The organism is Pseudomonas putida (genome assembly GCF_001941965.1).
GTDB classification, from domain to species: Bacteria; Pseudomonadota; Gammaproteobacteria; order Pseudomonadales; family Pseudomonadaceae; genus Aquipseudomonas; species Aquipseudomonas putida_L.
In genome coordinates this window covers 217,020-240,533 of sequence record NZ_MKZO01000075.1, presented here as the reverse complement: position 1 = coordinate 240,533, position 23,514 = coordinate 217,020, and the positions used below count along the sequence as shown (strand labels likewise).

At 65.0% G+C, this 23,514-nt stretch carries 17 protein-coding genes; 8 read left to right on the top strand and 9 right to left on the bottom strand.

Annotated elements, in window-relative coordinates; translation table 11 throughout:
* Window positions 1-716: 716 nt before the first annotated feature.
* The 3 genes from PSEMO_RS31235 (at window position 717) to PSEMO_RS31225 (ending at window position 4,354) form a co-directional block, all read left to right on the top strand.
* Window positions 717-1,529 (top strand): cytochrome C assembly family protein, encoded by an 813-nt coding sequence (locus tag PSEMO_RS31235; protein WP_075806714.1) that lies wholly within the window; start codon window positions 717-719, stop codon window positions 1,527-1,529.
* A gap of 10 nt (window positions 1,530-1,539) precedes the next feature.
* Complete coding sequence (locus tag PSEMO_RS31230; protein WP_075806713.1) at window positions 1,540-2,742, top strand: transporter associated domain-containing protein; 1,203 nt, start codon at window positions 1,540-1,542, stop codon at window positions 2,740-2,742.
* Window positions 2,743-3,049: 307 nt separating this feature from the next.
* On the top strand, window positions 3,050-4,354 hold the full coding sequence (locus PSEMO_RS31225) for an MFS transporter (RefSeq protein ID WP_075806712.1): 1,305 nt from the start codon (window positions 3,050-3,052) through the stop codon (window positions 4,352-4,354).
* Window positions 4,355-4,394: 40 nt separating this feature from the next.
* Here the strand turns inward: PSEMO_RS31225 and purT are convergent, their stop codons facing one another.
* From purT to PSEMO_RS31200, 5 genes are all read right to left on the bottom strand, one after another.
* Window positions 4,395-5,576 carry a formate-dependent phosphoribosylglycinamide formyltransferase gene (gene purT / locus PSEMO_RS31220; protein ID WP_075806711.1) on the bottom strand — a complete coding sequence of 394 codons (1,182 nt, stop codon included), beginning with the start codon at window positions 5,574-5,576 and terminating at the stop codon, window positions 4,395-4,397.
* Between the two features lie 224 nt (window positions 5,577-5,800).
* Entirely contained in the window at window positions 5,801-6,268 is a 468-nt protein-coding gene (locus PSEMO_RS31215; RefSeq protein ID WP_075806710.1) for a VUT family protein, read from the bottom strand.
* Window positions 6,269-6,332: 64 nt separating this feature from the next.
* On the bottom strand, window positions 6,333-6,548 hold the full coding sequence (locus tag PSEMO_RS31210; protein ID WP_075806709.1) for a DUF1289 domain-containing protein: 216 nt from the start codon (window positions 6,546-6,548) through the stop codon (window positions 6,333-6,335).
* Entirely contained in the window at window positions 6,548-7,072 is a 525-nt protein-coding gene (locus tag PSEMO_RS31205) for a gamma carbonic anhydrase family protein (RefSeq protein ID WP_075806708.1), read from the bottom strand. Before PSEMO_RS31205 ends, PSEMO_RS31210 begins: the two co-directional genes overlap by 1 nt.
* Before the next feature lie 43 nt (window positions 7,073-7,115).
* Window positions 7,116-7,715 (bottom strand): CoA pyrophosphatase, encoded by a 600-nt coding sequence (locus tag PSEMO_RS31200; protein ID WP_075806707.1) that lies wholly within the window; start codon window positions 7,713-7,715, stop codon window positions 7,116-7,118.
* Window positions 7,716-7,846: 131 nt separating this feature from the next.
* Between PSEMO_RS31200 and PSEMO_RS31195 the strand changes: the two genes are divergently transcribed.
* From PSEMO_RS31195 to PSEMO_RS31180, 4 genes are all read left to right on the top strand, one after another.
* Complete coding sequence (locus PSEMO_RS31195) at window positions 7,847-8,407, top strand: NUDIX hydrolase (RefSeq protein ID WP_075806706.1); 561 nt, start codon at window positions 7,847-7,849, stop codon at window positions 8,405-8,407.
* Window positions 8,408-8,432: 25 nt separating this feature from the next.
* The gene (locus tag PSEMO_RS31190) at window positions 8,433-8,990 is read left to right on the top strand and encodes a L,D-transpeptidase family protein (protein WP_075806705.1); all 558 of its coding nucleotides are present in this window, start codon (window positions 8,433-8,435) and stop codon (window positions 8,988-8,990) included.
* Between the two features lie 297 nt (window positions 8,991-9,287).
* Window positions 9,288-10,934, top strand: a complete 1,647-nt coding sequence (locus PSEMO_RS31185; RefSeq protein ID WP_178392085.1) for a ShlB/FhaC/HecB family hemolysin secretion/activation protein — start codon at window positions 9,288-9,290, stop codon at window positions 10,932-10,934.
* Window positions 10,935-10,958: 24 nt separating this feature from the next.
* The gene (locus PSEMO_RS31180) at window positions 10,959-15,503 is read left to right on the top strand and encodes a hemagglutinin repeat-containing protein (protein WP_075806703.1); all 4,545 of its coding nucleotides are present in this window, start codon (window positions 10,959-10,961) and stop codon (window positions 15,501-15,503) included.
* Between the two features lie 93 nt (window positions 15,504-15,596).
* Here PSEMO_RS31180 and PSEMO_RS31175 read toward each other — a convergent pair whose 3' ends face one another.
* Together PSEMO_RS31175 and purL are read right to left on the bottom strand one after the other, a co-directional pair.
* Window positions 15,597-15,908, bottom strand: a complete 312-nt coding sequence (locus PSEMO_RS31175; protein ID WP_075806702.1) for a Nif3-like dinuclear metal center hexameric protein — start codon at window positions 15,906-15,908, stop codon at window positions 15,597-15,599.
* Between the two features lie 2 nt (window positions 15,909-15,910).
* Window positions 15,911-19,807: a phosphoribosylformylglycinamidine synthase gene (gene purL / locus PSEMO_RS31170; RefSeq protein ID WP_075806701.1), complete on the bottom strand. Its 3,897-nt coding sequence runs from the start codon at window positions 19,805-19,807 to the stop codon at window positions 15,911-15,913.
* Window positions 19,808-20,054: 247 nt separating this feature from the next.
* Between purL and mltF the strand changes: the two genes are divergently transcribed.
* Window positions 20,055-21,512, top strand: a complete 1,458-nt coding sequence (gene mltF / locus PSEMO_RS31165; protein WP_075806700.1) for a membrane-bound lytic murein transglycosylase MltF — start codon at window positions 20,055-20,057, stop codon at window positions 21,510-21,512.
* On the opposite strand, the gene tadA is transcribed toward mltF, so the two are convergent.
* Window positions 21,513-21,992, bottom strand: a complete 480-nt coding sequence (gene tadA, locus PSEMO_RS31160; protein ID WP_075806699.1) for a tRNA adenosine(34) deaminase TadA — start codon at window positions 21,990-21,992, stop codon at window positions 21,513-21,515.
* Window positions 21,992-23,374 carry a multicopper oxidase family protein gene (locus tag PSEMO_RS31155; protein ID WP_075806698.1) on the bottom strand — a complete coding sequence of 461 codons (1,383 nt, stop codon included), beginning with the start codon at window positions 23,372-23,374 and terminating at the stop codon, window positions 21,992-21,994. Before PSEMO_RS31155 ends, tadA begins: the two co-directional genes overlap by 1 nt.
* Window positions 23,375-23,514 lie beyond the last annotated feature (140 nt).

The following is a 23,514-nucleotide window of genomic DNA, read 5'->3' as shown; positions in this document are numbered from 1 at the left end:
AGTTTGAGGTCCATAGGTTTTAGCTCTCGCCAAGGCATAGTCAGATCCTCGAAAACCGACCCTGCCAGTTAAAAACTGTTACCTATGTGAGTGAACTGATTTGTAACCCATGTGGGTGAGTCATACCGACGGGAGGCCTTTTGCTTCCTTTTGGGCCTTTCCAAAAGGGAGTCGCCGTAAGGGCGAAAGGGTGACTAAATGTCACCATCGTGAATGGATATGCTCGCAAATAGCAGAACCAAAGCACCAGCAGTCGGTACCGAAACCGGGGACATATCCATTCGAACCAGCGACGCAAAGTCACCCTTCCGCCCTTACGGCGGCTTACTTTTGGAAAAGGCCCAAAAGTAAGCAAAAGGCCTTTGCTCCTGCATCCGGCCCTACGCTTCGCTCCGGGTTCCTTCCCTCCGCACTGATTCCGGGGGCCGCGCCATACGGGCTCCTGCCCTATGGCGCTTTCCGGGCCATCCATGGCCCTCCACCCCCTACATCAGCGCTCCACTCAGCCTCCTGAAGTCGCAGCAGATCAAAAGCCAGATCAAAAGCAGATCAAAAGCAACAGCCAGAGCCAGAGCCAGAGCCAGAGCCAGAGCCAGAGCCAGAGCCAGAGCCAGAGCACTCAGCGTGGGGCTGAGAGATGTGTAGATACCTGTGCTTCCTAGGGGGCGCCGTTCTATGCCAAACTCGACGACTTTCGGGCTTGCCTAACAGGACTTATGCTCCCCTTGTCACCCAGCTTGCTACCCAACCTGATCGCCGCCTGCCTCTACGCCGCCGCGATCATCCTCCAAGGCACCGGCCTTGCCCGTGGCGTCAAGGCCGACAAACGGCTGCTCGGCCTGCTCGGTGCCCTGGCCGTGATTGCCCAGGGCAGCGCGCTGTTCTGGCAACTGCTCACGCCCCTGGGCCTGAGCCTGGACTTCTTCAGCGCCGCCAGCCTGATCGCCACCGCCGTGATCGCCATCACCCTGATCGCCTGCCTGAGCATCCCGGTGGAAAACCTGCTCCTGCTGCTTTTCCCCCTCGGCCTGCTGACCGCGCTGATCGCCCAGTTCGCGCCGTCCGGCACGGTGCCGTTGATCAATGAAGAGCCCGGCATCCTCGCCCATATCCTGCTGTCGATCCTGGCCTATGGCCTGTTCACCATCGCGGTGTTCCAGGCGTTGCTGCTGCTGGTGCAGGATCACCAGCTCAAGCACAAGCACACCTCCGGCCTGATCCGCAATTTCCCGCCGCTGCAGACCATGGAAAGCCTGCTGTTCGGCTTTCTCTGGGCGGGCTGGGGCCTGCTCTCGCTGTCGCTGGTTTCCGGCTGGCTGTTCCTCGACAACCTGTTCGCCCAGCACCTGGTACACAAGACCCTGCTGTCCTGCGTCGCCTGGGTGGTGTTCGGCGTGCTGCTGTGGGGCCGCACCCGTCTCGGCTGGCGCGGGCACAAGGCGATCCGCTGGACCCTGGCCGGTTTCTGCCTGCTGATGCTGGCCTACTTCGGCAGCAAGCTGGTACGCGAATTCATCCTGCATATCTGACGAGCGATCGATGGACACTCTGCCGCTGGCTCCGCTGCTCGGGCTCCTGGCCCTGGCCTTGTTGTGGTCGGCACTGTTCACTGCGGTGGATAGCGCACGCCAGCGCCTGATCAATCATCCGCGCCTCGAAGGCATCCCGACCCAGGCCCTGGTGCTCGGCTCGACCCTTGGCAAGCTGCTGGTGTTCGCCCTCGCCGCCCTCACCGGCCTGCGCTGCCAGGGTGAGAGCGGCTTCTGGCTGGGCTGCCTGGGCGCCGCCCTGCTCCTGCTGATCTGCGCCGAGTACCTGCCGCGGCAACTGGCCCGGCGCAACCCGGAAGCCTTTATCGGCCTCGGCATCATCCTGCGTTTCCCGCTCTACCTGCTGCAGCCGCTGGCCTGCCTGCTGGACGGCATCGCCCGCCTGATCGTGCGGCCTTTCTCGGTCAAGCCCGCCGTGGTCAACCACCACGAGCACGACGACAGCCAGGTGGACGATACCGACGAGGACAGCGAAAAAACCGGCGTCCACCCCTTCCCCGCCAGCCTGCTGGCCCTGGAAAAGATCACCGTCAACCACATCCTCGTGCCGCGCAGCGAAGTGGACGGGGTCAACCTCGACGACACGATCGAAGAGATCACCGCCCAGCTGATCGCCTGCAAGCACACGCGCCTGCCGGTGTTCCATAGCGATATCAACCAGGTCCAGGCGGTGCTCAACGTGCGCCATATCGCCCACCTGCTGCCGACCGCCGAACTGACCTTCGACAGCCTGCTGGGCGCCTGCTATGAGCCCTACTTCGTTCCGGAAAGCACCCCGCTGCAACTGCAGTTGCTGAACTTCCACAAGCAGCAGCGACGCATGGGCATCGTCGTCGACGAATACGGCGAGGTGCAGGGGATCGTGACCCTGGAAGACATCCTCGAAGAGATCGTCGGCGAGTTCGAAGAACAGGACAACCACGACAACCCGCATATCCACCCCATGCCGGACGGGCGCTACGTGATCGAAGGCGCCATCGCCATTCGCGAGCTGAACCGTTGCCTGGGCTGGCACCTGCCCAGCGACGGCCCGAAAACCCTCAACGGCCTGGTCACCGAGGCGCTGGAAAGCATCCCCGACAGTGCCGTGTGCCTGAAGATCGGCCGCTATCGCCTGGAAATCCTGCAGACCGAGGACAACCGCGCCAGCCGCATCCTGGTCTGGACCGTAGCCCGCTCGCCGGTTGCCTGATTCATTACAGGCGGAACGCTCGGGATAGACACATCCGGTATCGAATCTGGCTATACTCGGCCTACGCTTACCCAGCCCTGCCGTCGCGCCCGCTACCCGCACCCGGCGCTTTCCGGCCAGTCCGCACCGCCTGCATCGCGCGCTTTTACCGGTACTGCTTCACACCCCGAACAGTGCCCGCGCCCGCCTCCATCCCCACGGGGCGTATGCTCGGCCATGCGAGCCATACCTATAAATACGCTCCGGCCCCTCGCTGCCAACCGTGCGTGGTCGCCAGAAGAGCACTCGACTGTCAGGGGTTCTCCAGATGACATCCAGCAGCACCTACAACGACACGGACGCCGTGCCGTCCGGCAACTCGCCCGCCCGCGTCGCCACCGCCAGTTTTATCGGCACCGCCATCGAGTTCTACGATTTCTACGTCTACGCCACCGCCGCCGCATTGGTGATCGGCCCGGTGTTCTTCCCGCAGACCTCCGGCACTGCGCAGATGCTCTCGGCGTTCCTTACCTTCGGTATCGCGTTCCTTGCCCGGCCGCTGGGTTCGGCGCTGTTCGGCCACTTTGGCGACCGGATCGGCCGCAAATCGACCCTGGTCGCCTCGCTGCTGCTGATGGGCGTGTGTACCACCCTGATCGGCGTGCTGCCGGGGCATGACAGCATCGGCATCTGGGCGCCGATCCTGCTCTGCGTGCTGCGCTTCGGCCAGGGCCTGGGCCTGGGCGGCGAATGGGGCGGTGCCGCCCTGCTGGCCACGGAGAACGCGCCAAAGAACAAGCGCGCCTGGTTCGGCATGTTCCCGCAACTGGGCCCGTCCATCGGCTTCCTCGCCGCCAACGGCCTGTTCCTGGCCCTGGCCATGCTCCTCAGCGACGAGGACTTCCGTGCCTGGGGCTGGCGCATTCCGTTCCTGCTCAGCGCTGCGCTGGTGATCGTCGGCCTGTATGTGCGCCTGAAGCTGGAAGAAACGCCGATCTTCGCCAAGGCCATCGCCCGTCATGAGCGGGTGAAGCTGCCGGTGGTCGAGCTGTTCGCCCAGTACTGGCTGCCGGTGCTGCTCGGCGCCCTGGCCATGGTGGTGTGCTACGCGCTGTTCTACATCTCCACGGTGTTTTCCCTGAGCTATGGGGTCTCGACCCTGGGCTACACGCGGGAAACCTTCCTCGGCCTGCTGTGCTTCGCCGTGCTGTTCATGGCCCTGGCCACGCCGCTGTCGGCCTGGCTCAGTGATCGCTACGGACGCAAGCCGGTACTGATCGTCGGCGCCCTGCTGGCCATCGCCTCGGGCTTCCTCATGGAGCCCCTGCTGACCTCGGGCTCGACCACCGGGGTGGCGCTGTTCCTGGCCATCGAGCTGTTCCTGATGGGGGTGACCTTCGCGCCGATGGGTGCTCTGCTGCCAGAGCTGTTCCCGACCCATGTGCGCTACACCGGCGCATCGGCGGCGTACAACCTGGGTGGCATCGTCGGTGCGTCCGCTGCACCGTTCTTCGCGCAGAAGCTGGGGGTGATGGGGGGCTTGAGCTGGGTGGGGGGTTATGTCTCGGCTGCGGCCCTGCTGAGCCTGATTGCCGTGCTGTGCCTGAAGGAAACCCGGCACTCGGATCTGTAACGAAAAACGGGGCTGCCTGGCAGCCCCGTTGTCTTGAGCCTTACAGCTCGACCTTCACCGCCTGCGAAGCACGGGTCGCCTTGGCCCGGGCCGCTTCGATCGACTCGTCACGGGCCAGGCATACGCCCATGCGCCGCTGACCGTTGACTTCCGGCTTGCCGAACAGGCGCAGCGCGGTGTCCGGCTCGGCCAGTGCCGCGCCGAGGTTGTCGAAGGCGGTCTGCTCGGACTTGCCTTCCACCAGGATCACCGCCGAGGCCGAAGGGCCGAACTGACGGATCACCGGGATCGGCAGGCCGAGGATCGCCCGCGCGTGCAGGGCGAACTGCGGCAGGTCCTGGGAGATCAGGGTGACCAGGCCGGTGTCGTGCGGACGCGGCGACACTTCGCTGAACCACACCTGGTCGCCCTTGACGAACAGTTCCACGCCGAACAGGCCACGGCCACCCAGGGCCTCGGTGACCGCCTTGGCCACGCGCTCGGACTCGGCCAGGGCCACCGGGCTCATCGCCTGTGGTTGCCAGGATTCCTGGTAGTCGCCCTTCTCCTGGCGGTGACCGACCGGCGCACAGAAGGTGGTGCCGCCGATATGACGAACGGTCAGCAGGGTGATTTCGTAGTCGAAGTCGATGAAGCCTTCGATGATCACCCGGCCCTTGCCGGCGCGGCCGCCTTCCTGGGCGTAGTCCCAGGCCTGCTGCAGGTCGTCGGCGCTTTTCAGCAGGCTCTGGCCCTTGCCCGACGAGCTCATCACCGGCTTGACCACGCACGGGAAGCCCAGGTCCAGGGCAGCGGCCTTGTAGTCTTCGAAGGTGTCGGCGAAGTGGTATGGCGAGGTCGGCAGGTCCAGCTCTTCGGCGGCCAGGCGACGGATGCCTTCGCGGTTCATGGTCAGTTGCGCGGCGCGGGCAGTCGGCACCACGGTGAAGCCTTCGGCTTCCAGCTCGACCAGGGTGGCGGTGGCGATGGCTTCGATTTCCGGCACGATGTAGTGCGGCTTCTCGGCCTCGATCACTGCGCGCAGGGCGGCGCCGTCGAGCATGTTGATCACGTGGCTGCGGTGCGCAACCTGCATCGCCGGGGCGTTGGCGTAGCGGTCCACGGCAATCACTTCAACGCCCAGGCGTTGCAGCTCGATCACCACTTCCTTGCCCAGCTCGCCGCAGCCGCAGAGCAGTACACGGGTCGCGGTGGGCGACAATGGAGTTCCGATACGAGTCATCACAGGTCCTCAGGGGGAGAAATCCAGGACCGCCCCAGCACGGTGCGGGCCAGCGAAAGGGGCGTATTTTACATGAGCCCACCCTCTTTGGGGCGACACCGACCCTGTGGGAGCTGGCTTGCCAGCGATGAGGCCGGCACAAGCATAGAGGTCGTCAGGACTGGCCAAATCGCTGCGGTGCGGCGGTCCGACAAGCCAGCTCCCACAGGGTTTGGTGCAAGCCGTCAATTGGCGACAGCGTTCTTGCGAACCCGCCAGGCCATGGCAAGCCATACGGCAGTGACACCCGCAAACTTCGAAGCCAGTGCCGTCCCCACCACCGCCGGCGTCAGCGCGCCGATCATGCCGAAGAAGATAAAGGTGTCGATGGGAATGCTCAGCGCCGAGCTGATCCACAGGCGGTCGTGCAGCGGTCGCTTGGTGATGCTGAACACCAGCCAGTCGATCAGCTCGGACACGGCGAAGGCCGTGGCGCTGGCCAGGGCGATGGCCGGTTCCGAGGTGATATAGGACAGCACCAGCGCCGCCAGCATGGCCGCCAGGGCACCATGGCCGAAACGGGTCTGGACCATGTCGCGCAGGACGAACACCAGCCCGCCCCAGGCGGACCAGATGACATCCAGGTGCGGCGCACTGGAGAAGGCGTAGTTGATCAGCACCACGCTGCTGATATAGGCGATGAGAAAGAACATGAGAGGTGACCTGCAGACAAGCCGCACAGGGTACTTGAGCAGCCCCGTGCGGCCAAGCCCCGGATCAGCCGGCCTTGGCCGGTTGCCCGAAGATCAGGCCCGCCGCCAGGGCCCGCTCGTGACACAGGACCAGCACCTGGCGGCGCTCGTCGTTGTCCATCCGGCCCCAGCGGGTGATTTCCATGGCGGTGCGCTGGCAACCGGTGCAGATATCGTGGTCATCCAGCGCGCAGATGCTGACGCAGGGCGAGGCCACGGGTTTTTCGGCTGTGCTGCTCATCAATCCTCCTGCGGCGCCAGGTCGCGGGCATAACGCTGGGCGTTGTGCACGTAGTGGGCAGCGCTGGCTTCCAGCATCTTCTTCTGCGCATCGGTCAGTTCGCGGACGATCTTGCCCGGCGAGCCCATGACCAGCGAACCATCGGGAATTTCCTTGCCTTCGGGAATCAGCGCATTGGCGCCGATGATGCAGTGCTTGCCGATCTTCGCGCCGTTGAGGATCACCGCGTTGATGCCGATCAGGCTGAAATCGTCCACCGAGCAGCCATGGAGCATGGCGTTGTGACCAATGGTCACGCCCTTGCCGAGGGTCAGCGGCGAGCCCATGTCGGTGTGCATCACCGTGCCGTCCTGGACGTTGCTGTTCTCGCCGATATCGATCAGTTCGTTGTCGCCACGCAGCACCGCGTTGAACCAGACGCTGGCCCCCGCCTGCAGGCGGATCTTGCCGATCAGCGTGGCATTGGGCGCCACCCAGCTTTGCGGATGGGTTTCGACCCGCAGGTCGCCCAGACGGTATTTCATGCGTGGATCCTCACGGTGGATGCGCGGCGGGTGGTCCCGCTCGTCAGATTGGAGTGAAGCGTTCGGGCGGCTGGTGCAGGCTGATCTGCGTGTCGTAGAGCAGGTTGACCAGCTCGACGATCATGATCGCCGACAGGCCCCAGATCTTGTATTCGCCGTAGCGGTAGCTGGGCACGTACCAACTGCGGCCCTGGTAGTCGATCCGGTGGGTATGGTCACGCGGGTCCTGGCGGAAGAACTCCAGGGGTACGGTGAATACTGCGGCGATCTCGGCATCGTTGGGCTGGTATTCGACGTAGTCGGGGATCAGCCCGACATAAGGCGTGACCTTCAGGCCATGCAGCGAAACCAGCGGACTCAACGGCCCGACGATCTCCACCAGCCCCGGCGGCAGGCCGATTTCTTCTTCCGCCTCGCGCAACGCGGTGAACACCAGGTCGGGGTCTTCCGGATCGCGACGCCCGCCCGGGAAGGCCACCTCGCCACCGTGGGTGGACAGGCCCTTGGCGCGCAGGGTCAGGACCAGCTCCGGCTCTTCGCTGCGGGTGATGGGCAATAACACCGCGGCCTCGGGAAAACGTCGATCGGTTTCCAAAGTGCCCGGGGTGTGACTGCTCACACGGCGAAGTAGCTCGTCCAGCATGGTCTCTCTCGTTCCAATAGCGTTCTGCATCATGCACCAAAGCCGCCCCGCGCCCAAGCCCCACCGACGATCGCCCTTGCCGGGCACGGCAGCGGGGCGCGAAGATAGCCGCAACTCACAGGAAGATAAGCATGAAATACTGCAGTGCGTGCGGCAAGCCGGTCACCCAGCGCATTCCCGATGGCGATTCGCGCCTGCGTTATGTCTGCGACCACTGCCAGACCATCCATTACCAGAACCCCAATATCGTCGCCGGCGTGCTGCCCAACCATGGCAGCCAGGTGCTGCTCTGTCGCCGCGCGATCGAACCGCGCAAAGGCTACTGGACCCTGCCCGCCGGTTTCATGGAGAACGGCGAGACCATGGAACAGGCCGCACGTCGGGAAACCGTCGAGGAAGCCTGCGCCCGGGTCGGCGACCTGAGCCTTTATCACCTCTACGATCTGCCGCATATCAACCAGGTACATGTGTTCTTCCGCGGCGAACTGGCCGACCTGGACTTCGCGGTCGGGGTCGAGAGCCTGGAAGTGCGGCTGTTCGAGGAACACGAGATCCCGTGGGACGAGCTGGCTTTCCGCACCGTGCGCGTCACACTAGAATGCTACTATCGGGACCGCGAAAAGCAGCACTATCCGGTGCGCAACGACAGCCTGCCGCCCTCTTTCGCCCCGCCACCCATACTCGAACAATGACACCGCTTTCCGGGGATACCGTTCAATGCGCTGGTTGCTTGCCCTTTTCTGCCTGAGTGTTGCGTCGCTGTCCCAGGCGGCCTACACCGAGACCATCATCAGGAAGCCGGTCACCGAGGTCGCACCGCTGGCCTCTCCCGCTACCGTCAACACGGCCGGGCGCATCGACAAGGTGCTGGTGATCAAGTCGCAGCGGCGTCTGGAACTGATCAGCAATGGCCAGCCGCTGAAGACCTACCGCATCTCCCTCGGCAAGAAACCCCTCGGCGCCAAGGAGCGCGAGGGCGACAAGCGCACGCCTGAAGGCTTCTATTGGCTGGACTGGCGCAAGGTCTCGGACCGCTACAACCTGGCGATCCACGTGTCGTATCCGAACATCACCGACTCGGCCAGGGCCCGGCGTGACGGCGTGCCGCCGGGCGGCATGATCATGATCCATGGCACCCCGGACAGCGAGGAGTACCCGGAACAGGTGTTCCACACCCTCGACTGGACCGAGGGCTGCATCGCCATGCGCAACATGGACATGCGCGAGGTGTGGAACCTGGTCCAGGACGGGACCATGATCGAGATCCGGCCCTGAAAAAAATCTGAAGCACGACGCGGACCCTGTGGGAGCGGGTTCACCCGCGATTGCGGCGGTGGATTCACCATTGCAATCGCGGGTGAACCCGCTCCCACAGGGTCCGCGTCGTGCTTTCGACTTTTTCCCTCAGAAATTTCCTCAGTAAACCCCGCCTTTTTCCCACCCAAGCTCGCGCATTTCCCCAGCATCCAGACGGATGCCCCGTGCCCTAGATTCCTTTCCCTCATAACGACTCTCCGTCCTAGAACAACAATATAGGGACGCGCCATGCCGTGTTTATTCGGACGCAGATGCTTGCTGGCGTCCGCGATCCTTGTCGCCCTGCTGCCAAGCCCCGCCACTGCCCAGGTCAACCCGGGGCTGCCGCTGTTGCGCGAACAGGAGCGGGAAACCCGCGAGCTCAAGCGCGAGCAGCAGTTGCGTCGACTGAACTCGCCAGCGATCAGCACCCAGGACGAGACCAACCCGACAATTTCCGGAAACGCCCACTGCTGGCCGATCCGTACGGTGAATCTGGTCGGCAGTACCCTGCTGAGCAGCCGAACCCTGCGCGCCCGTCTCGACACCTTGTTGCATCGCTGCATGACCGAGGCGCAGATCAACGAACTGCTCAAGGGGATTACCCTGCTTTACCTGGAGCAGGGTTACCTGGCCAGCCGGCCTTACCTGGCAAGTCCGCTACAAGACGGCAGGCTCGAGATCCTCGTCGCCGAAGGCTTCGTCGAGTCGGTGGAGCTCGATGATCCGGACCTGCCCCTGTCACTGTCCCGCGCCTTTCCCGACCTGCTCGGCAAACCGTTGAAACTCGGTGATCTGGAGCAGGGACTCTGGCAAATGAACCGCCTGCAGAGCGTCGATCTACAGGCCGACCTGGAGCCTGGCACGATGCCAGGGGGAACGCGCGTGGTAATCCGCTCCCAGCGTCCCCGCACCTCACGCTTGCGTCTGCTGGGCAGCCTGGACAACAACGGCAATGCGCTGGTGGGTCGCGGTCAGCACGGACTGCAACTGGGCATCGACAGCCCCCTGGAGCAGAACGATTTTTTCGCGCTGTACAGCACGAGCAGCCTGCCAGGCAGCCCCGGCAACAGTCATAGGCTTGGCCTGAGCTACAGCATTCCACAGGGTCCCTGGACCTTCAGCCTGAACGCAGCTCGCCTCCACTACCGAGCACCACTCCCCGCCTCGCATCGAGTCACCGAGGGCCGCATTGACCTGTACAGCGTCAAGCTGGAGAACACCTTCCGCTACCTGAACGCCCTGCAATTCGATTACAGCCTTCAACTGGGGCAAAAGCGCTCGGACACCCGACTTTCCCATAGCAGGATCAAGTTCCAGAGCCCCACCGTCACGACCCTCGATGCCGACATCAACCTCAGCTGGCGCGACGATGCCGTCTGGAGCATTGGCCTCGGCTACAGCCAGGGCCTGACCTGGTTCGGTGCCGACACGCACAGGTTCAACCCACGCGCACCCGAGCCGCAGTTCCGCAAATACCGCGCCAGCCTCTGGCAACGCCGCGAAAGCACCAATCCCCGACTGCGCTGGCGCTGGGACAGTGAATTGGCCCTGCAATTCAGCCCTGATCCCCTCACAGCCCTGGAGCACATTGCCATCGGCGACGCTTCCGCCGTCCGCGGTTTCCGCGACAGCGGGGTGTCCGATTCCAGCGGCGCGGTCTGGCGCAACACCTTCAGCCTGCCCCTGAACACCTCGCTCCCCCTGGAGATCCGCCCATCCCTCGGACTCGACGCCGGCTGGAGCCGCTTCGATCACGGCGCACCCTCGCAGCGCCTGCTGGGCCTGTCCGCCGGCCTCGAATTCAGCCGCCCCGACGCGCGCCTGAAGCTCGACTACCAGCGCCCCTTGCACAACGACAGCACTCCCCGCCATGCCCTCGAACCCGGCCACTGGCGCGCGCAACTGACCCTGGTTTTCTGACTCATCACCGAGAGAGACCGCACCGTGAAAAACAGCCAAACCTGCTTCACCCCAAACCTGTTGCGCCTGGCCATCGCCGCCAGCCTGCTGACCCCGACCGGCGCCCTCGCCAACCCGGCCCTGCAACCCGCCAGCGGCCCCGCGGGCACCCCGACGATCAACCCGCACAACGGCGTGTCGGTGATCGATATCGTCGCGCCGTCGGCCAGCGGCCTGTCGCACAACCAGTTCCTCGACTACAACGTCGGCCAGCCCGGCGTGGTGCTGAACAACGCCCTTGAAGCCGGTCAGTCGCAGCTCGCCGGAAAACTGGGGGCCAACCCGCAGTTCCAGGGCCAGGCCGCCTCGACCATCCTCAACGAGGTGATCAGCCGCAAGTCCTCGGTGATCGAAGGCCCCCAGGAAATCTTCGGCCGCCCCGCCGACTACATCCTCGCCAACCCCAACGGCATCACCATCAACGGCGGCAGCTTCATCAACACCACCAGGGCGGCGCAACTGGTGGGCCGGCCGCTGATCGAGGACGGGCGCCTGATCGAGCTCGACACCCGTACCGCCACCGGCGAGCTGAACGTCGGGGCCAACGGTGCGAGCAACGTCGAAGGCGCGCTGGCCCTGATCGCCCCGCGCATCGAGAGCGCCGGGCTGCTGGATGCCAAGGGTGACCTTGACGTCATCGCCGGGCGCAACCGTATCGATCACGCCAGCGGGCAGGTCGTCGAGCACCTCCCGGGCACACCGGGGAGCGTCGACGCCAATCTGTTCGGCGCCATGAACGCCGGACGCATCCGTATCATCAGCACCGCCGAAGGCGCCGGGGTGCGTATCGCCGCACCGTCGCTCACCGCCCGCGACGGCATCAGCGTAAAGTCGGCCGGCGACCTCGACATCAACGGCAACGCCCGCCGGCAGAGCCGCCTGGATGCCGGCAAGGGCAAACTGCAACTCGATGCCGCGGACGACCTGCGCCTGAGCGCCATCGACGCCAACGCGACCAGGGTCGAAGGCCGTGCCGGCAAGCGCCTGGTCCTCGACAGCAAGACCCGCGAGAAGATCAAGCGGGAAAACGAGCAACACGAGAAGAAGTGGTGGTTCGTCACTACCGAGACCTACGAGCGCAAGCGCACCACCACGACGCACAAGGACCTCGGCAGCCAGTTGGCCTCCAGCGGCGGCATCGACCTGCAGGCCGGCACTGATCTGCAAATGCGTAACGCCAAGGTCAAGGCCGGTGGCGATCTCGACGTGCGCAGCGGCGGCCGGCTGGATATCGGAGCGGGGCTGGAAAGCGTGCGCGTCGACGAAACCGTCCGCCACCGCAAGCACCTCTGGCGCGGCGACAAGGACAGCCGCAGCTACAGCGAGACGGCCCTGCCCAGCGAGCTGTCCGGACGCAAGGTGAAGCTGCAGGCCGGCGATGAAATGCGCGTTGCCGGCAGCACCTTGCGCAGCGGCAAGGACATGACCCTGCAAGCGCCGCAGCTGGACATTACCACCGCGCACCAGGACCGCAGCGAAAGCAGTAAGCAATACCGCGGCGACCTGGTCTCCGGCAGCTTCTTCGGCAAGCGCGACAACGGCCAGGGCGGCGACACCCGACACCTCGGCAGCCAGGTGGTGTCCGGCGGCGCGCTGACCGTGGTCGCCGACAAGGTCCAGGTCACAGGCAGCCGCATCGCCAGCAAGGACGACGCCCTGCTGGTCAGCCAGAAGGCGGCGCTCAACGTCGAACCTGCCTATGACACCTCGGCGCGCAACACCCAGCACAGCGACAGCAAGGTCTTCGGCCTGGTCAAGAACGGCAGCGAGCGCCAGCAGAGTGGCAACTCGGTGCTGGTCAGCGACGTCGCCTCCGACAGCAACCTGCGCCTGGCCAGCGCCGATGAGCTGAAAGTGATCGGCGCAAAACTGCAGGCCGGCGGCGAGCTGAAACTGGAGGCAGCGAAGGACGTGAGTGTCAGCGCCGCCAGCGAAGCCCGCGTCGACACCCGCCAGGAATCAGCGCGCGGTTTCTACGCCAATGCCGGCGAGACCCAGCAGGCCGCGGATGGCAAACCAGGGTCGAAACAGTACCGGGCGGCGGCTGGCTACCAACTGACCCAACAGGACAGCAGCGACAGCACCACCACCCTGACGCCCAGCCAGCTGAACGCCGGCACCATCGCGATCGACGGCAACGCCTCGGTGGCCATCGACAGTTCGAAGCTCACGGCCAGCCAGGGCGCTATCGTGATCGATGGCCAACAGGTCAGCCTTGGCGCGCAGAGCAATCAGCAGGCCCGCAAGAGCAGCGACACGCGCTTTGGCGGCGGTATCGGCGTGACCGGCGGCATGGACCGCATCGGCAGTGGTCCCGAGGGTTTCCATCAGCGGCAGACCCGCGAGGAAATCAATCTGGACCCGCTCTCCAGCGAGCTGAAGGCTCCGGGCGATATCCGCATCAAGACGCCGGCGCTGGTCAATGAGGCGGCCAAGGCCGAGGCCGGTGGCACGCTGCTGGTGGACGCCCAGCAGGTGGAGAACCGCGCGACCGCCAAGGTTCACGAGGTGCGTGAAGGCAACCAGGACTGGAGCGGCCGCGCCGGCCTGAGCCTGGAGGTCCGCGACCTGACCCGGCCGATCGAGAACCTGGTGACCGGCAATGAGGCCGCGCGCTTCCAGCAAGGCTCGGTGGAAGATGCCCTGGCCCCGCCGACGCTGGGCGTGGACGTGTCGCTGGACCACCTCAACCGCCAGCAAACCCGCCGCACGGAAACGGCCATGGTCAGCGAACTGGGCGCCGGCGCCATCCAGGTCAAGGCCGACACCCTGAACGACACCGGCACCCGGTACAACGCCAGCAACGGCCAGGTGCGGATCGATGCGCAGGACCATCAATTCGCGGCGGCCCAGGACAGCACACGGGAAACGGTCAAGCGCCTGGATGTCAGCGGCGCTACGCGGGTGGAAACCGCCACCGGCAAGGACATCACCCTACGCCTGTCCGGCAAGGGCGGCGCCCTCGACAGCACCCGGGAAAGCATCACCGCGCGCCCCGGCAGCCTCTATGGCCAGCAAGGCATCCAGGTTCAACTGGGCAGCGACGGGGCCTATGAAGGCACCGCGTTCAATGGCGGCAAGGGTGCGGTAACCGTCGACGCCGGTGGCGACCTGACCTTCGCCCAGGCCAATGACCGTCAGTCCCACAGCCTGCGCCAGACCGACGGCAGCGGCTGGGTCAAGGCCGGCAACACACCGGGCGGCAGCGCCCTGGAGCTGCGTGGCTATCTAGACCACCAGCAGCTCGACAGCAGCGACAGCCAGGCGCGGGTCGGCAGTATCGATGCGCAGGGCGTGGTGCAGTTGAAATCCGCTGGCGAGATGACGCTGGTAGGTACGCGTATTGGTGATCCGAAGGCCAAGCCTGCGGATATCATCCTTGATGCCCAAGGCCCACTGAAGGTGCTGGCCGCCACGGACACCCATCGGGCGACCGGCAGCAATATCGGTGGCGGCGGCGAAGTGCAGGTCAAGAAAGCCGACCCCGGCCACGGTGGCGGGCTGGGCGGGCACTTCGAGACGGGGCGGGTGGATGAAACCAGCAGCACCGCCACCGGGGCAGCCCTGACGGCAGAAAACACCCTGACCTTCAACAGCCAGGACAGCAGCGAGCAGGCCATTCACCAGCAAGGGGTCAAGGCCTCGGCCAAGGAGATCATCGTCTCGGCGGAGAACGGTGGGGTCCTGGTCGAGTCGGGGCAGAACCTCGAGAAACGCGACAATCTCAAGCTCACGGTCGGTGCCGGGTTCTCCAGGACGCCGGCCGAGGTCAAGGCCGACAACAAGCAGGCCCTGCATGGCCGGGCACAGGTCGCCCTGGACCAACTGGACAGCCTGCGCCATCTCAACAGCGAGCTGACCGGGCAACGGCTCAGCCTCGACAGCCTCAACGATATGCAGCTCAAGGGCGTGCGCGTGAACGCCGGGCGCATCGACGGCCAGATCGGCGGCGACCTGCTGGTGGCGAGCCAGATGGATAGGGTCAACGGCCTGAAAATCGATGTGGATGCGCGGCTGAGCCAGGAGAAGAATCCCCAGGGCTATCTCAATGCGGTGAAGTCGTTCAGCGGGCCGCTGGGCGCCAAGGCGGAGAAGAGCGTCGGGTCGGCGGTGCAGAAGGTCGATCCGGGCTTTTCACCGACCCTGGACCTGAAGGTGGACCATCGCAAGCTCGACAGCGTTGCCGAGCCGAGCCGGCTGGTCGGCCGGGACGGGATCGATCTGGAGGTCGCCGGTGATGTGCGCCTGAAAGGTGCGGATCTGCGGGCGCCGAAGGGCGAGGTCGAACTGGGCAGCGGGCAAGTCAGCAAGGAAACCCTGAGCGGGCGGGATTACCGGCGGGTGGTGGGGACCAATCTGTCCAATGCCCCGGTGGAGCTGGGGGAGGATCTGGTGAAGACCTACAAGGAAAGTGCGATGGGGCTGGAGGATGGGGATGCTTCGGTGGACCTGGGGCTGTTCAGGACCGGGGGGCATGATCGGGAGGTTAGCGTAGGTTCGAATGTAACCAGCCAGAAGGGACAACACTAAACCCTGTGGGAGCTGGCTTGCCAGCGATAGCTATGGTGAATTCACTAAAGCTATCGCTGGCAAGCCAGCTCCCACAGGTTCGGTGTTCAGGTTCTAGATATCGGCGAGCTTCCAAGCCTCATAGGCCGGGGTTTCATAGGGATGGCTCTGCTTCAGCGCCGCAACGACCTGATGAATCAGTTCGTCCGCCACCACCAGCTCCACCCGCCACTCCTCCACCGACTCGACCACTCCGCTCTGCCCGATAAACGGCGTTGCGCCGTCCAGCGGGCGGAACTGGCCCTGGCCCAGCACTTGCCAGGCACAGGAATCGTAGTCGCCGATCCGCCCGCCGCCCGCCTCGAACACGGCCTGCTTGACCGTGTCGAGGTGGCTCGGCGGAACGAAGAACGCGAGTTTGTACAAACTCAGTTCACCCAGGCCCGCGCGTTGCGGAACATGCGCATCCAGCCAGCATCTTCGTTCCAGTCATCCGGACGCCAGGAGTTCTGCACGGCACGGAAGACCCGCTCAGGGTGCGGCATCATGATGGTGACGCGACCGTCGCGGCTGGTGAGGCCGGTGATCCCGCGCGGCGAGCCGTTCGGGTTGGCCGGGTAGCTCTCGGTGACCTTGCCGTGGTTGTCGACGAAGCGCAGGGCCACGCAGCCGGACAGGTCGGCTTCGAGCAGGGCTTCCTCGCTGGAGAACTCGGCATGGCCTTCGCCGTGGGCGATGGCGATCGGCATGCGCGAACCGGCCATGCCCTGCAGGAAGATCGAGTTGGACTCCTGGACCTGGACCATCGCCACCCGCGCCTCGAACTGCTCGGAGCGGTTGCGCACGAAGTGCGGCCAGTACTCGGTACCCGGGATCAGCTCGTGCAGGTTAGACATCATCTGGCAACCGTTGCACACGCCGAGGGCGAAGCTGTCGGCACGCTCGAAGAAGCCCTGGAAGGCGTCGCGGGCACGGGCGTTGAACAACGCCGACTTGGCCCAGCCTTCACCTGCGCCAAGGACGTCACCGTAGGAGAAGCCACCGCAGGCCACCAGGCCCTTGAACTCGTTGAGGTCGACGCGGCCGGCGAGGATATCGCTCATGTGCACGTCGATGGCGTTGAAGCCGGCACGGTCGAAGGCTGCCGCCATTTCCACCTGGCCGTTGACGCCCTGCTCGCGCAGTACGGCAACCTGTGGACGCACGCCCTTCTTGATGTAAGGCGCGGCGATGTCCTGGTTGACGTCGAAGCCCAGCTTGACGCTCAGGCCCGGGTTGTCCTCTTCCAGCAGCAGGTCGAATTCCTGGTCGGCACACTGGGCGTTGTCGCGCAGGCGCTGGATCTGGTAGCTGGTCTCGGCCCAGACGCGTTGCAGCAGGCGGCGGTCGCCGTCGAAGAGCATCTCGCCGTTGAGGCTGATGGCCACTTCGCCGTTATTGACCGGCTTGCCGATCACCGCGACGCAGTCGCCCAGGCCGGCGGCGCTGAACTGCGCCAGCACGTCCGGAGTAGCGTCCTGGCGAACCTGGATCACCGCGCCCAGCTCTTCGTTGAACAGCACGGCAGCGACTTCCTCACGGCTGTCAGCCAGGGTGTCGAGGGTCAGGTTCAGACCGCAGTGGCCGGCGAAGGCCATTTCCAGGGCGCTGACCAGCAGGCCGCCGTCGGAACGGTCGTGGTAGGCCAGCAGGTGACCGTCGGCGTTGAGGCCCTGGATCACTGCGAAGAAGGCTTTCAGGTCTTCGGCGTCGTCGACGTCCGGGGCCTGGGCGCCCAGCTTGCCGTGGGTCTGGGCGAGGATCGAGGCGCCCATGCGGTTCTGTCCGCGACCCAGGTCGATCAGGATCAGGTCGGTCTCGCCCTTGTCCATGCGCAGCTCTGGAGTCAGGGTCTTGCGGATGTCGGTGACCGGGGCGAAGCCGGTGACGATCAGCGACAGCGGCGAGGTAACGGTCTTCTCCGCGCCTTCGTCGCTCCAGCGGGTCTTCATGGACATGGAGTCCTTGCCCACCGGAATGGTCAGGCCCAGCTCAGGGCAGAGTTCCATGCCCACGGCCTTGACGGTGTCGTACAGGCGGGCGTCTTCACCCGGGTGGCCGGCAGCGGACATCCAGTTGGCCGACAGCTTGATGTCGGACAGCTTCTCGATGCGCGAGGCGGCCATGTTGGTCAGGGTCTCGCCGATCGCCATGCGGCCGGAGGCCGGGGCGTCCAGCAGGGCCAGCGGGGTGCGCTCGCCCATCGCCATGGATTCGCCGGTGTAGACGTCGAAGCTGGTGGCGGTGACGGCGCAGTCGGCGACCGGGACCTGCCATGGGCCGACCATCTGGTCACGGGCGACCAGGCCGGTGATGGTGCGGTCGCCGATGGTGATCAGGAAGCTCTTGCTGGCCACGGCCGGGTGACGCAGGACGCGCTCGATGGAGTCGGCCAGTTCCAGCTTCGACGGGTCGAAATCATCGCCCTGCTCGGCTTCGCGGGTGACCGAACGGTGCATGCGCGGCGGCTTGCCCAGCAGCACTTCCAGCGGCATGTCCACCGGGGTGTTGCCGAAGTGGCTGTCGGTCACGGTCAGTTGCGGCTCTGCGGTGGCTTCGCCGACCACCGCGAACGGGCAGCGCTCGCGCTCGCAGATGGCCTGGAAGCGCTCGAAGTCGACCGCGCTGACGGCCAGCACGTAACGCTCCTGGGACTCGTTGCTCCAGATTTCGTGCGGGGCCATGCCCGGCTCGTCGTTCGGCACGTTGCGCAGTTCGAAGCGACCGCCACGGCCGCCGTCGTTGACCAGTTCCGGGAAGGCGTTGGAGATACCGCCGGCGCCGACGTCATGGATGAAGGCGATCGGGTTCTTGTCGCCCAGTTGCCAGCAGCGGTCGATGACCTCCTGGCAGCGGCGTTCCATTTCCGGGTTTTCCCGCTGTACGGAAGCGAAGTCCAGGTCGGCGGAGCTGGCGCCGGTGGCCATGGACGAGGCTGCGCCGCCGCCCAGGCCGATCAGCATGGCCGGGCCGCCGAGGACGATCAGCTTGGCGCCGACGGTGATTTCACCTTTCTGCACGTGCTCTTCGCGGATGTTGCCCATGCCGCCGGCGAGCATGATCGGCTTGTGGTAGCCGCGCACTTCGTCGCCGTGAGGGGTGCTGATGGACTGTTCGAAGGTACGGAAGTAGCCGGTCAGGGCCGGACGGCCGAATTCGTTGTTGAACGCGGCGCCGCCCAGCGGGCCTTCGATCATGATGTCCAGCGCGTCGACGATGCGCTCGGGCTTGCCGTACGGTTTCTCCCACGGCTGTTCGAAGCCCGGGATACGCAGGTTGGACACGGTGAAGCCGGTCAGGCCGGCTTTCGGCTTGGCGCCGCGACCGGTGGCGCCTTCGTCGCGGATCTCGCCGCCGGAGCCGGTGGAGGCCCCCGGGAATGGCGCGATGGCGGTCGGGTGGTTGTGGGTCTCGACCTTCATCAGGATGTGCACCGGCTCCTGCACCGCGCCGTACTGGCGGGTATCAGGGTTCGGGAAGAAGCGCCCGGCCACGGAACCGACGATCACCGAGGCGTTGTCCTTGTACGCGGACAGGACGCCTTCGCTGTGCATCTGGTAGGTGTTCTTGATCATGCCAAACAGGCTTTTTTCCTGGCTCTGGCCGTCGATATCCCAACTGGCGTTGAAGATCTTGTGGCGGCAGTGCTCGGAGTTGGCCTGGGCGAACATCATCAGTTCGATGTCGTGGGGGTTGCGCTTGAGGCCCTGGAAGGCGTTGACCAGGTAGTCGATCTCGTCTTCGGCCAGGGCCAGGCCCAGCTCGACGTTGGCCGTTTCCAGCGCGGCGCGACCGCCACCGAGGATGTCCACGGCGGTCAGCGGCTTGGGCTCGGCGTGGCTGAACAGGCCGGCGGCCTCTTCCAGCTTGCCCAGCACGATCTGGGTCATGCGGTCGTGCAGCAGCTCGGCGACGCTGGCGGCGTCGGCGTCGCTCAGTTCACCGGCGACGTAGTAGGCGATGCCGCGCTCCAGGCGACGAACGACTTCCAGGCCGCAGTTGTGGGCGATGTCGCTGGCCTTGCTCGACCAGGGCGAGATGGTGCCGAAACGCGGCATGACCAGGAACAGGCGACCAGTTGGCTCCTGCACCGGGACGCTCGGGCCGTACTTGAGCAGGCGCGCGAGCACTTGCTGTTGCTCGGCGGTCAGATCGCCATCAACTTCGGCGAAATGAGCGAATTCAGCGTACAAACCATTAACAGCGGGGACTTTCTGGCTCAGTTGCTCGAGTAATTTACCGTGGCGAAAGGCAGAAAGGGCAGGAGCGCCGCGCAGGATCAACATCGTCGGGACAGCCTCAAGAAGGGGGTGTGCTTGGAGGCCGTGCATTCTAGCCTAAACCGTTGCGCGAGGCACCCGAAACGCTGCATCGGCAGCCGTCCGCATGTCGGCAGGTGCATTCCAGGGGTGTCGGAGCTTTCATATAAGGGTCAAAGTGCGCTGAAAAGTCGCAAGCACAACGCCGCGATAGCAGACAAGCCAGCAGTTGTCGAGATATGGCACGGCAAGCCCTTTGCGTATACTGCACCTTATGTCTGCCCACTCTGTTCTGCGCCAGCGGTGCGCCCAATGGCTCATCGCACTAGGACTCTTCCTGATGCTCGGTGCCTGCGTTGAAAAACCCAGCACCCTTGAACGCATCAAGGAGGATGGCGTATTGCGGGTGATAACCCGCAACAGTCCGGCCACCTACTTCCAGGACCGCAACGGCGAAACCGGCTTCGAATACGAGCTGGTCAAGCGTTTCGCTGACGATCTCGGGGTCAAGCTGCAGATCGAGACCGCCGACAACCTCGACGATATCTTCAGCCAGCTTGGCCAGCCCAACGGCCCGGTACTGGCCGCCGCCGGCCTGGTCAGCAGCGAGCAGCGCAAGGCCCAGGCGCGCTTCTCCCATCCGTATCTGGAAGTCACCCCGCAGATCATCTATCGCAACGGCAAGACCCGGCCGACCAATGCCGCCGGTCTGGTCGGCAAGCGCATCCTGGTGCTCAAGGGCAGCAGCCACGCCGAGCAGCTGGCCGAGCTGAAGAAGCAGTATCCCGGCCTGGAATACGAAGAATCCGACCAAGTGGAAGTGGTCGACCTGCTGCGCATGGTCGACGAAGGCCAGATCGACCTGACCCTGGTGGACTCCAACGAACTGGCGATGAACCAGGTGTACTTCCCCAACGTGCGCGTCGCCTTCGACCTCGGCGATGCCCGCGACCAGCGCTGGGCCGTGGCCGCCGGCGAAGACAACAGCCTGCTCAACGAGATCAACGCCTTCCTCGACAAGGTCGAGAAGAACGGCACCCTGCAACGCCTGAAGGACCGCTACTACGGGCATGTCGACGTACTCGGCTACGTCGGCGCCTATACCTTCGCCCAGCACCTGCAGGAACGCCTGCCACGCTTCGAGAAGCACTTCCGCACCTACGCCAAGCAGGAACAGGTGGACTGGCGCCTGCTGGCCGCTATCGGTTACCAGGAATCCATGTGGCAACCGGAAGTCACCTCCAAGACCGGCGTGCGCGGCCTGATGATGCTGACCCAGCGCACCGCCCAGGCCATGGGTGTATCCAACCGGCTTGACCCGGTGCAGAGCATCCGCGGCGGCGCCAAGTACTTCATGTACGTGAAGGAGCAGCTGGACGACTCGATCAAGGAGCCGGACCGCACCTGGTTCGCCCTGGCCGCCTATAACGTCGGCGGCGGACACCTGGACGACGCGCGCAAGCTGGCCGAACGCGAGGGCCTGAACCCGAACAAGTGGCTGGACGTGAAGAAGATGCTGCCGCGCCTGGCGCAGAAGAAGTGGTACAGCAAGACCAAGTACGGCTACGCCCGCGGCGGCGAGCCGGTGCATTTCGTCGCCAACATCCGCCGCTACTACGACATCCTCACCTGGGTGACCCAGCCTCAGCTGGAAGGCCAGGTCGCCGAGGGCAACCTGCATGTACCGGGGGTCAACAAGGACAAGCCAGCCGACCAGGCACCCCAGCCATAGTCAGACCTTCGCCCGGCGCGCCTTGAAGAACTCGCTGAGGATCGCCCCGCACTCCTCCGCCAGCACCCCGCCTTCATAGATCACCCGATGGTTGAGAAAACCCTGGGTGAAGAACTGTCCCTGGCTCTGCACGATCCCCGCCTTCGGCTCCAGCGCGCCGTAGACCACGCGGTTGACCCGCGAATGGACGATCAGCCCGGCGCACATGCTGCAGGGTTCGAGGGTGACGTACAGGGTGCTGCCCGGCAGGCGGTAGTTGCTCGCGGCCTTGGCGGCGGCACGAATGGCGACCATTTCCGCGTGGGCGCTGGGGTCGCTGTCGGTGATCGGCCGGTTGAAGCCCTGGCCCAGGACCTGGCCGTGCTGCACCAGCACCGCGCCCACCGGCACTTCGCCCAGGGCCGCGCCTTGCGCCGCCAGTTCCAGGGCCAGGCGCATGAATTCCTGATCGCGGCTGCGATCGATGATCTGCGGGCGCATCAGACCACCGCGATCGCGGCCATCAGGCCGGTTTCCATATGGTCGATGACGTGGCAGTGGAACATCCAGGTGCCCGGGTTATCCGCCACCAGCGCCACCTGGGCGCGTTCGTTCTTGCCCAGCAGGTAGGTGTCGGTGAACCAGGGTTCGACGATCTCCCGGCGGTTCGAGGCGATCACCTTGAAGCTCATGCCGTGCAGGTGGATCGGGTGCTGGTACTGGGTCATGTTCTTCAGCTCGAAGATATAGCTCTTGCCCTTCTGCAACGTGGCGATGGGGCGGTCGGCGCAGGTCTTGTCGGTGATGTCCCAGGCCTGGCCGTTGATCTGCCAGAGGCTGGGCGGCCGGCCATTCTCGGTATCCACCGAGACCTTGCCGGCCCACTCGAAATTGAAGTTGAGCTTCTCGGCTTTCTCCAGGTCCGGCTCGGCAATCGGGTTGGCCGGCAGGGCTGGCGGCCAGTCGCCCGGTTTGTCGGCGCTGGCCACGGAACGCAGGGTGCCGAGGCGGACGAAGCCGTCGCGCAGGGAAATCTCTTCACCGGCCTCCGGGATACGGATCGCCAGGCAGATGCGCATGCCAGGGCCGAGCCAATAGTCCTCATCCAACGGCCGAGGCGTGACCGGGTTGCCGTCGAGGGCGTAGATCATCGCCTCGCAGTTGCCTTTAAGGTTGAGGCGGTAGGTCCAGGTGTTGTCGAGGTTGAGCAGGCGCACCCGCACCACCTGGCCGACCGGCAGCTCGGTGACCTGGTTGGCCTGGCCGTTGATGGTGATCAGGCGCCCGGCTGTGCCGTTGCGCGCCGCCTCGCGGGGAATGCTGAAGGGCAGGAAGGCGCCCTGCTCGTCCACGTGCCAGGTCTTCAGGCTCAGGGTGCGCTCGTGCTTGAAGCCGGTGGGCTCGCGTTCCTCGACGATCAGCGGGCCGACCAGGCCGCGGCCCAGTTCCTCGCTGCTGCTGACGTGGGGGTGATACCAGAAGCTGCCGGCATCGTGGACGCGGAACTTGTAGTCGAAGAATTCGCCCGGCTTGACCGGCAGTTGCGAAACGTAGGGCACGCCGTCCATCTCCAGGGGCAGGCGAATGCCGTGCCAGTGGATGGTGGTTTCCACCGGCAGGTGGTTGATGAAACGCACCCGCAGCCAGGTGCCCTGGCGGACCCGCAGCTCGGTGCCGGGGGCGGACGGGCCGAAGGCCCAGGCCTCGGTCTTGAAGCCGGGGACCAGTTCCACATCGAGGGGGGCGGCGATCAGCTCGTAGTCGTGCCCGGCGTTCTCGTCCTCGACCTTGCCCAGCCAGTAACGGGCCGCACCACCGGCACCAAGACCAACCACCACCAGGCCGGTCAGGCCCTTGAGCATTTGTCGACGGGTAAAGGACATCGGAACAGGCACCTCATCTTTCGCGAAAACAGCAACTGGCCATCAGAGGGCCAGTGTGAAGGGCGAATACGATACACCCGCATTTGCGAAAATTTAAGTGAAGACTTGTCGCAGGAAGGTGTGTCGCTCTTCAGGGCCCT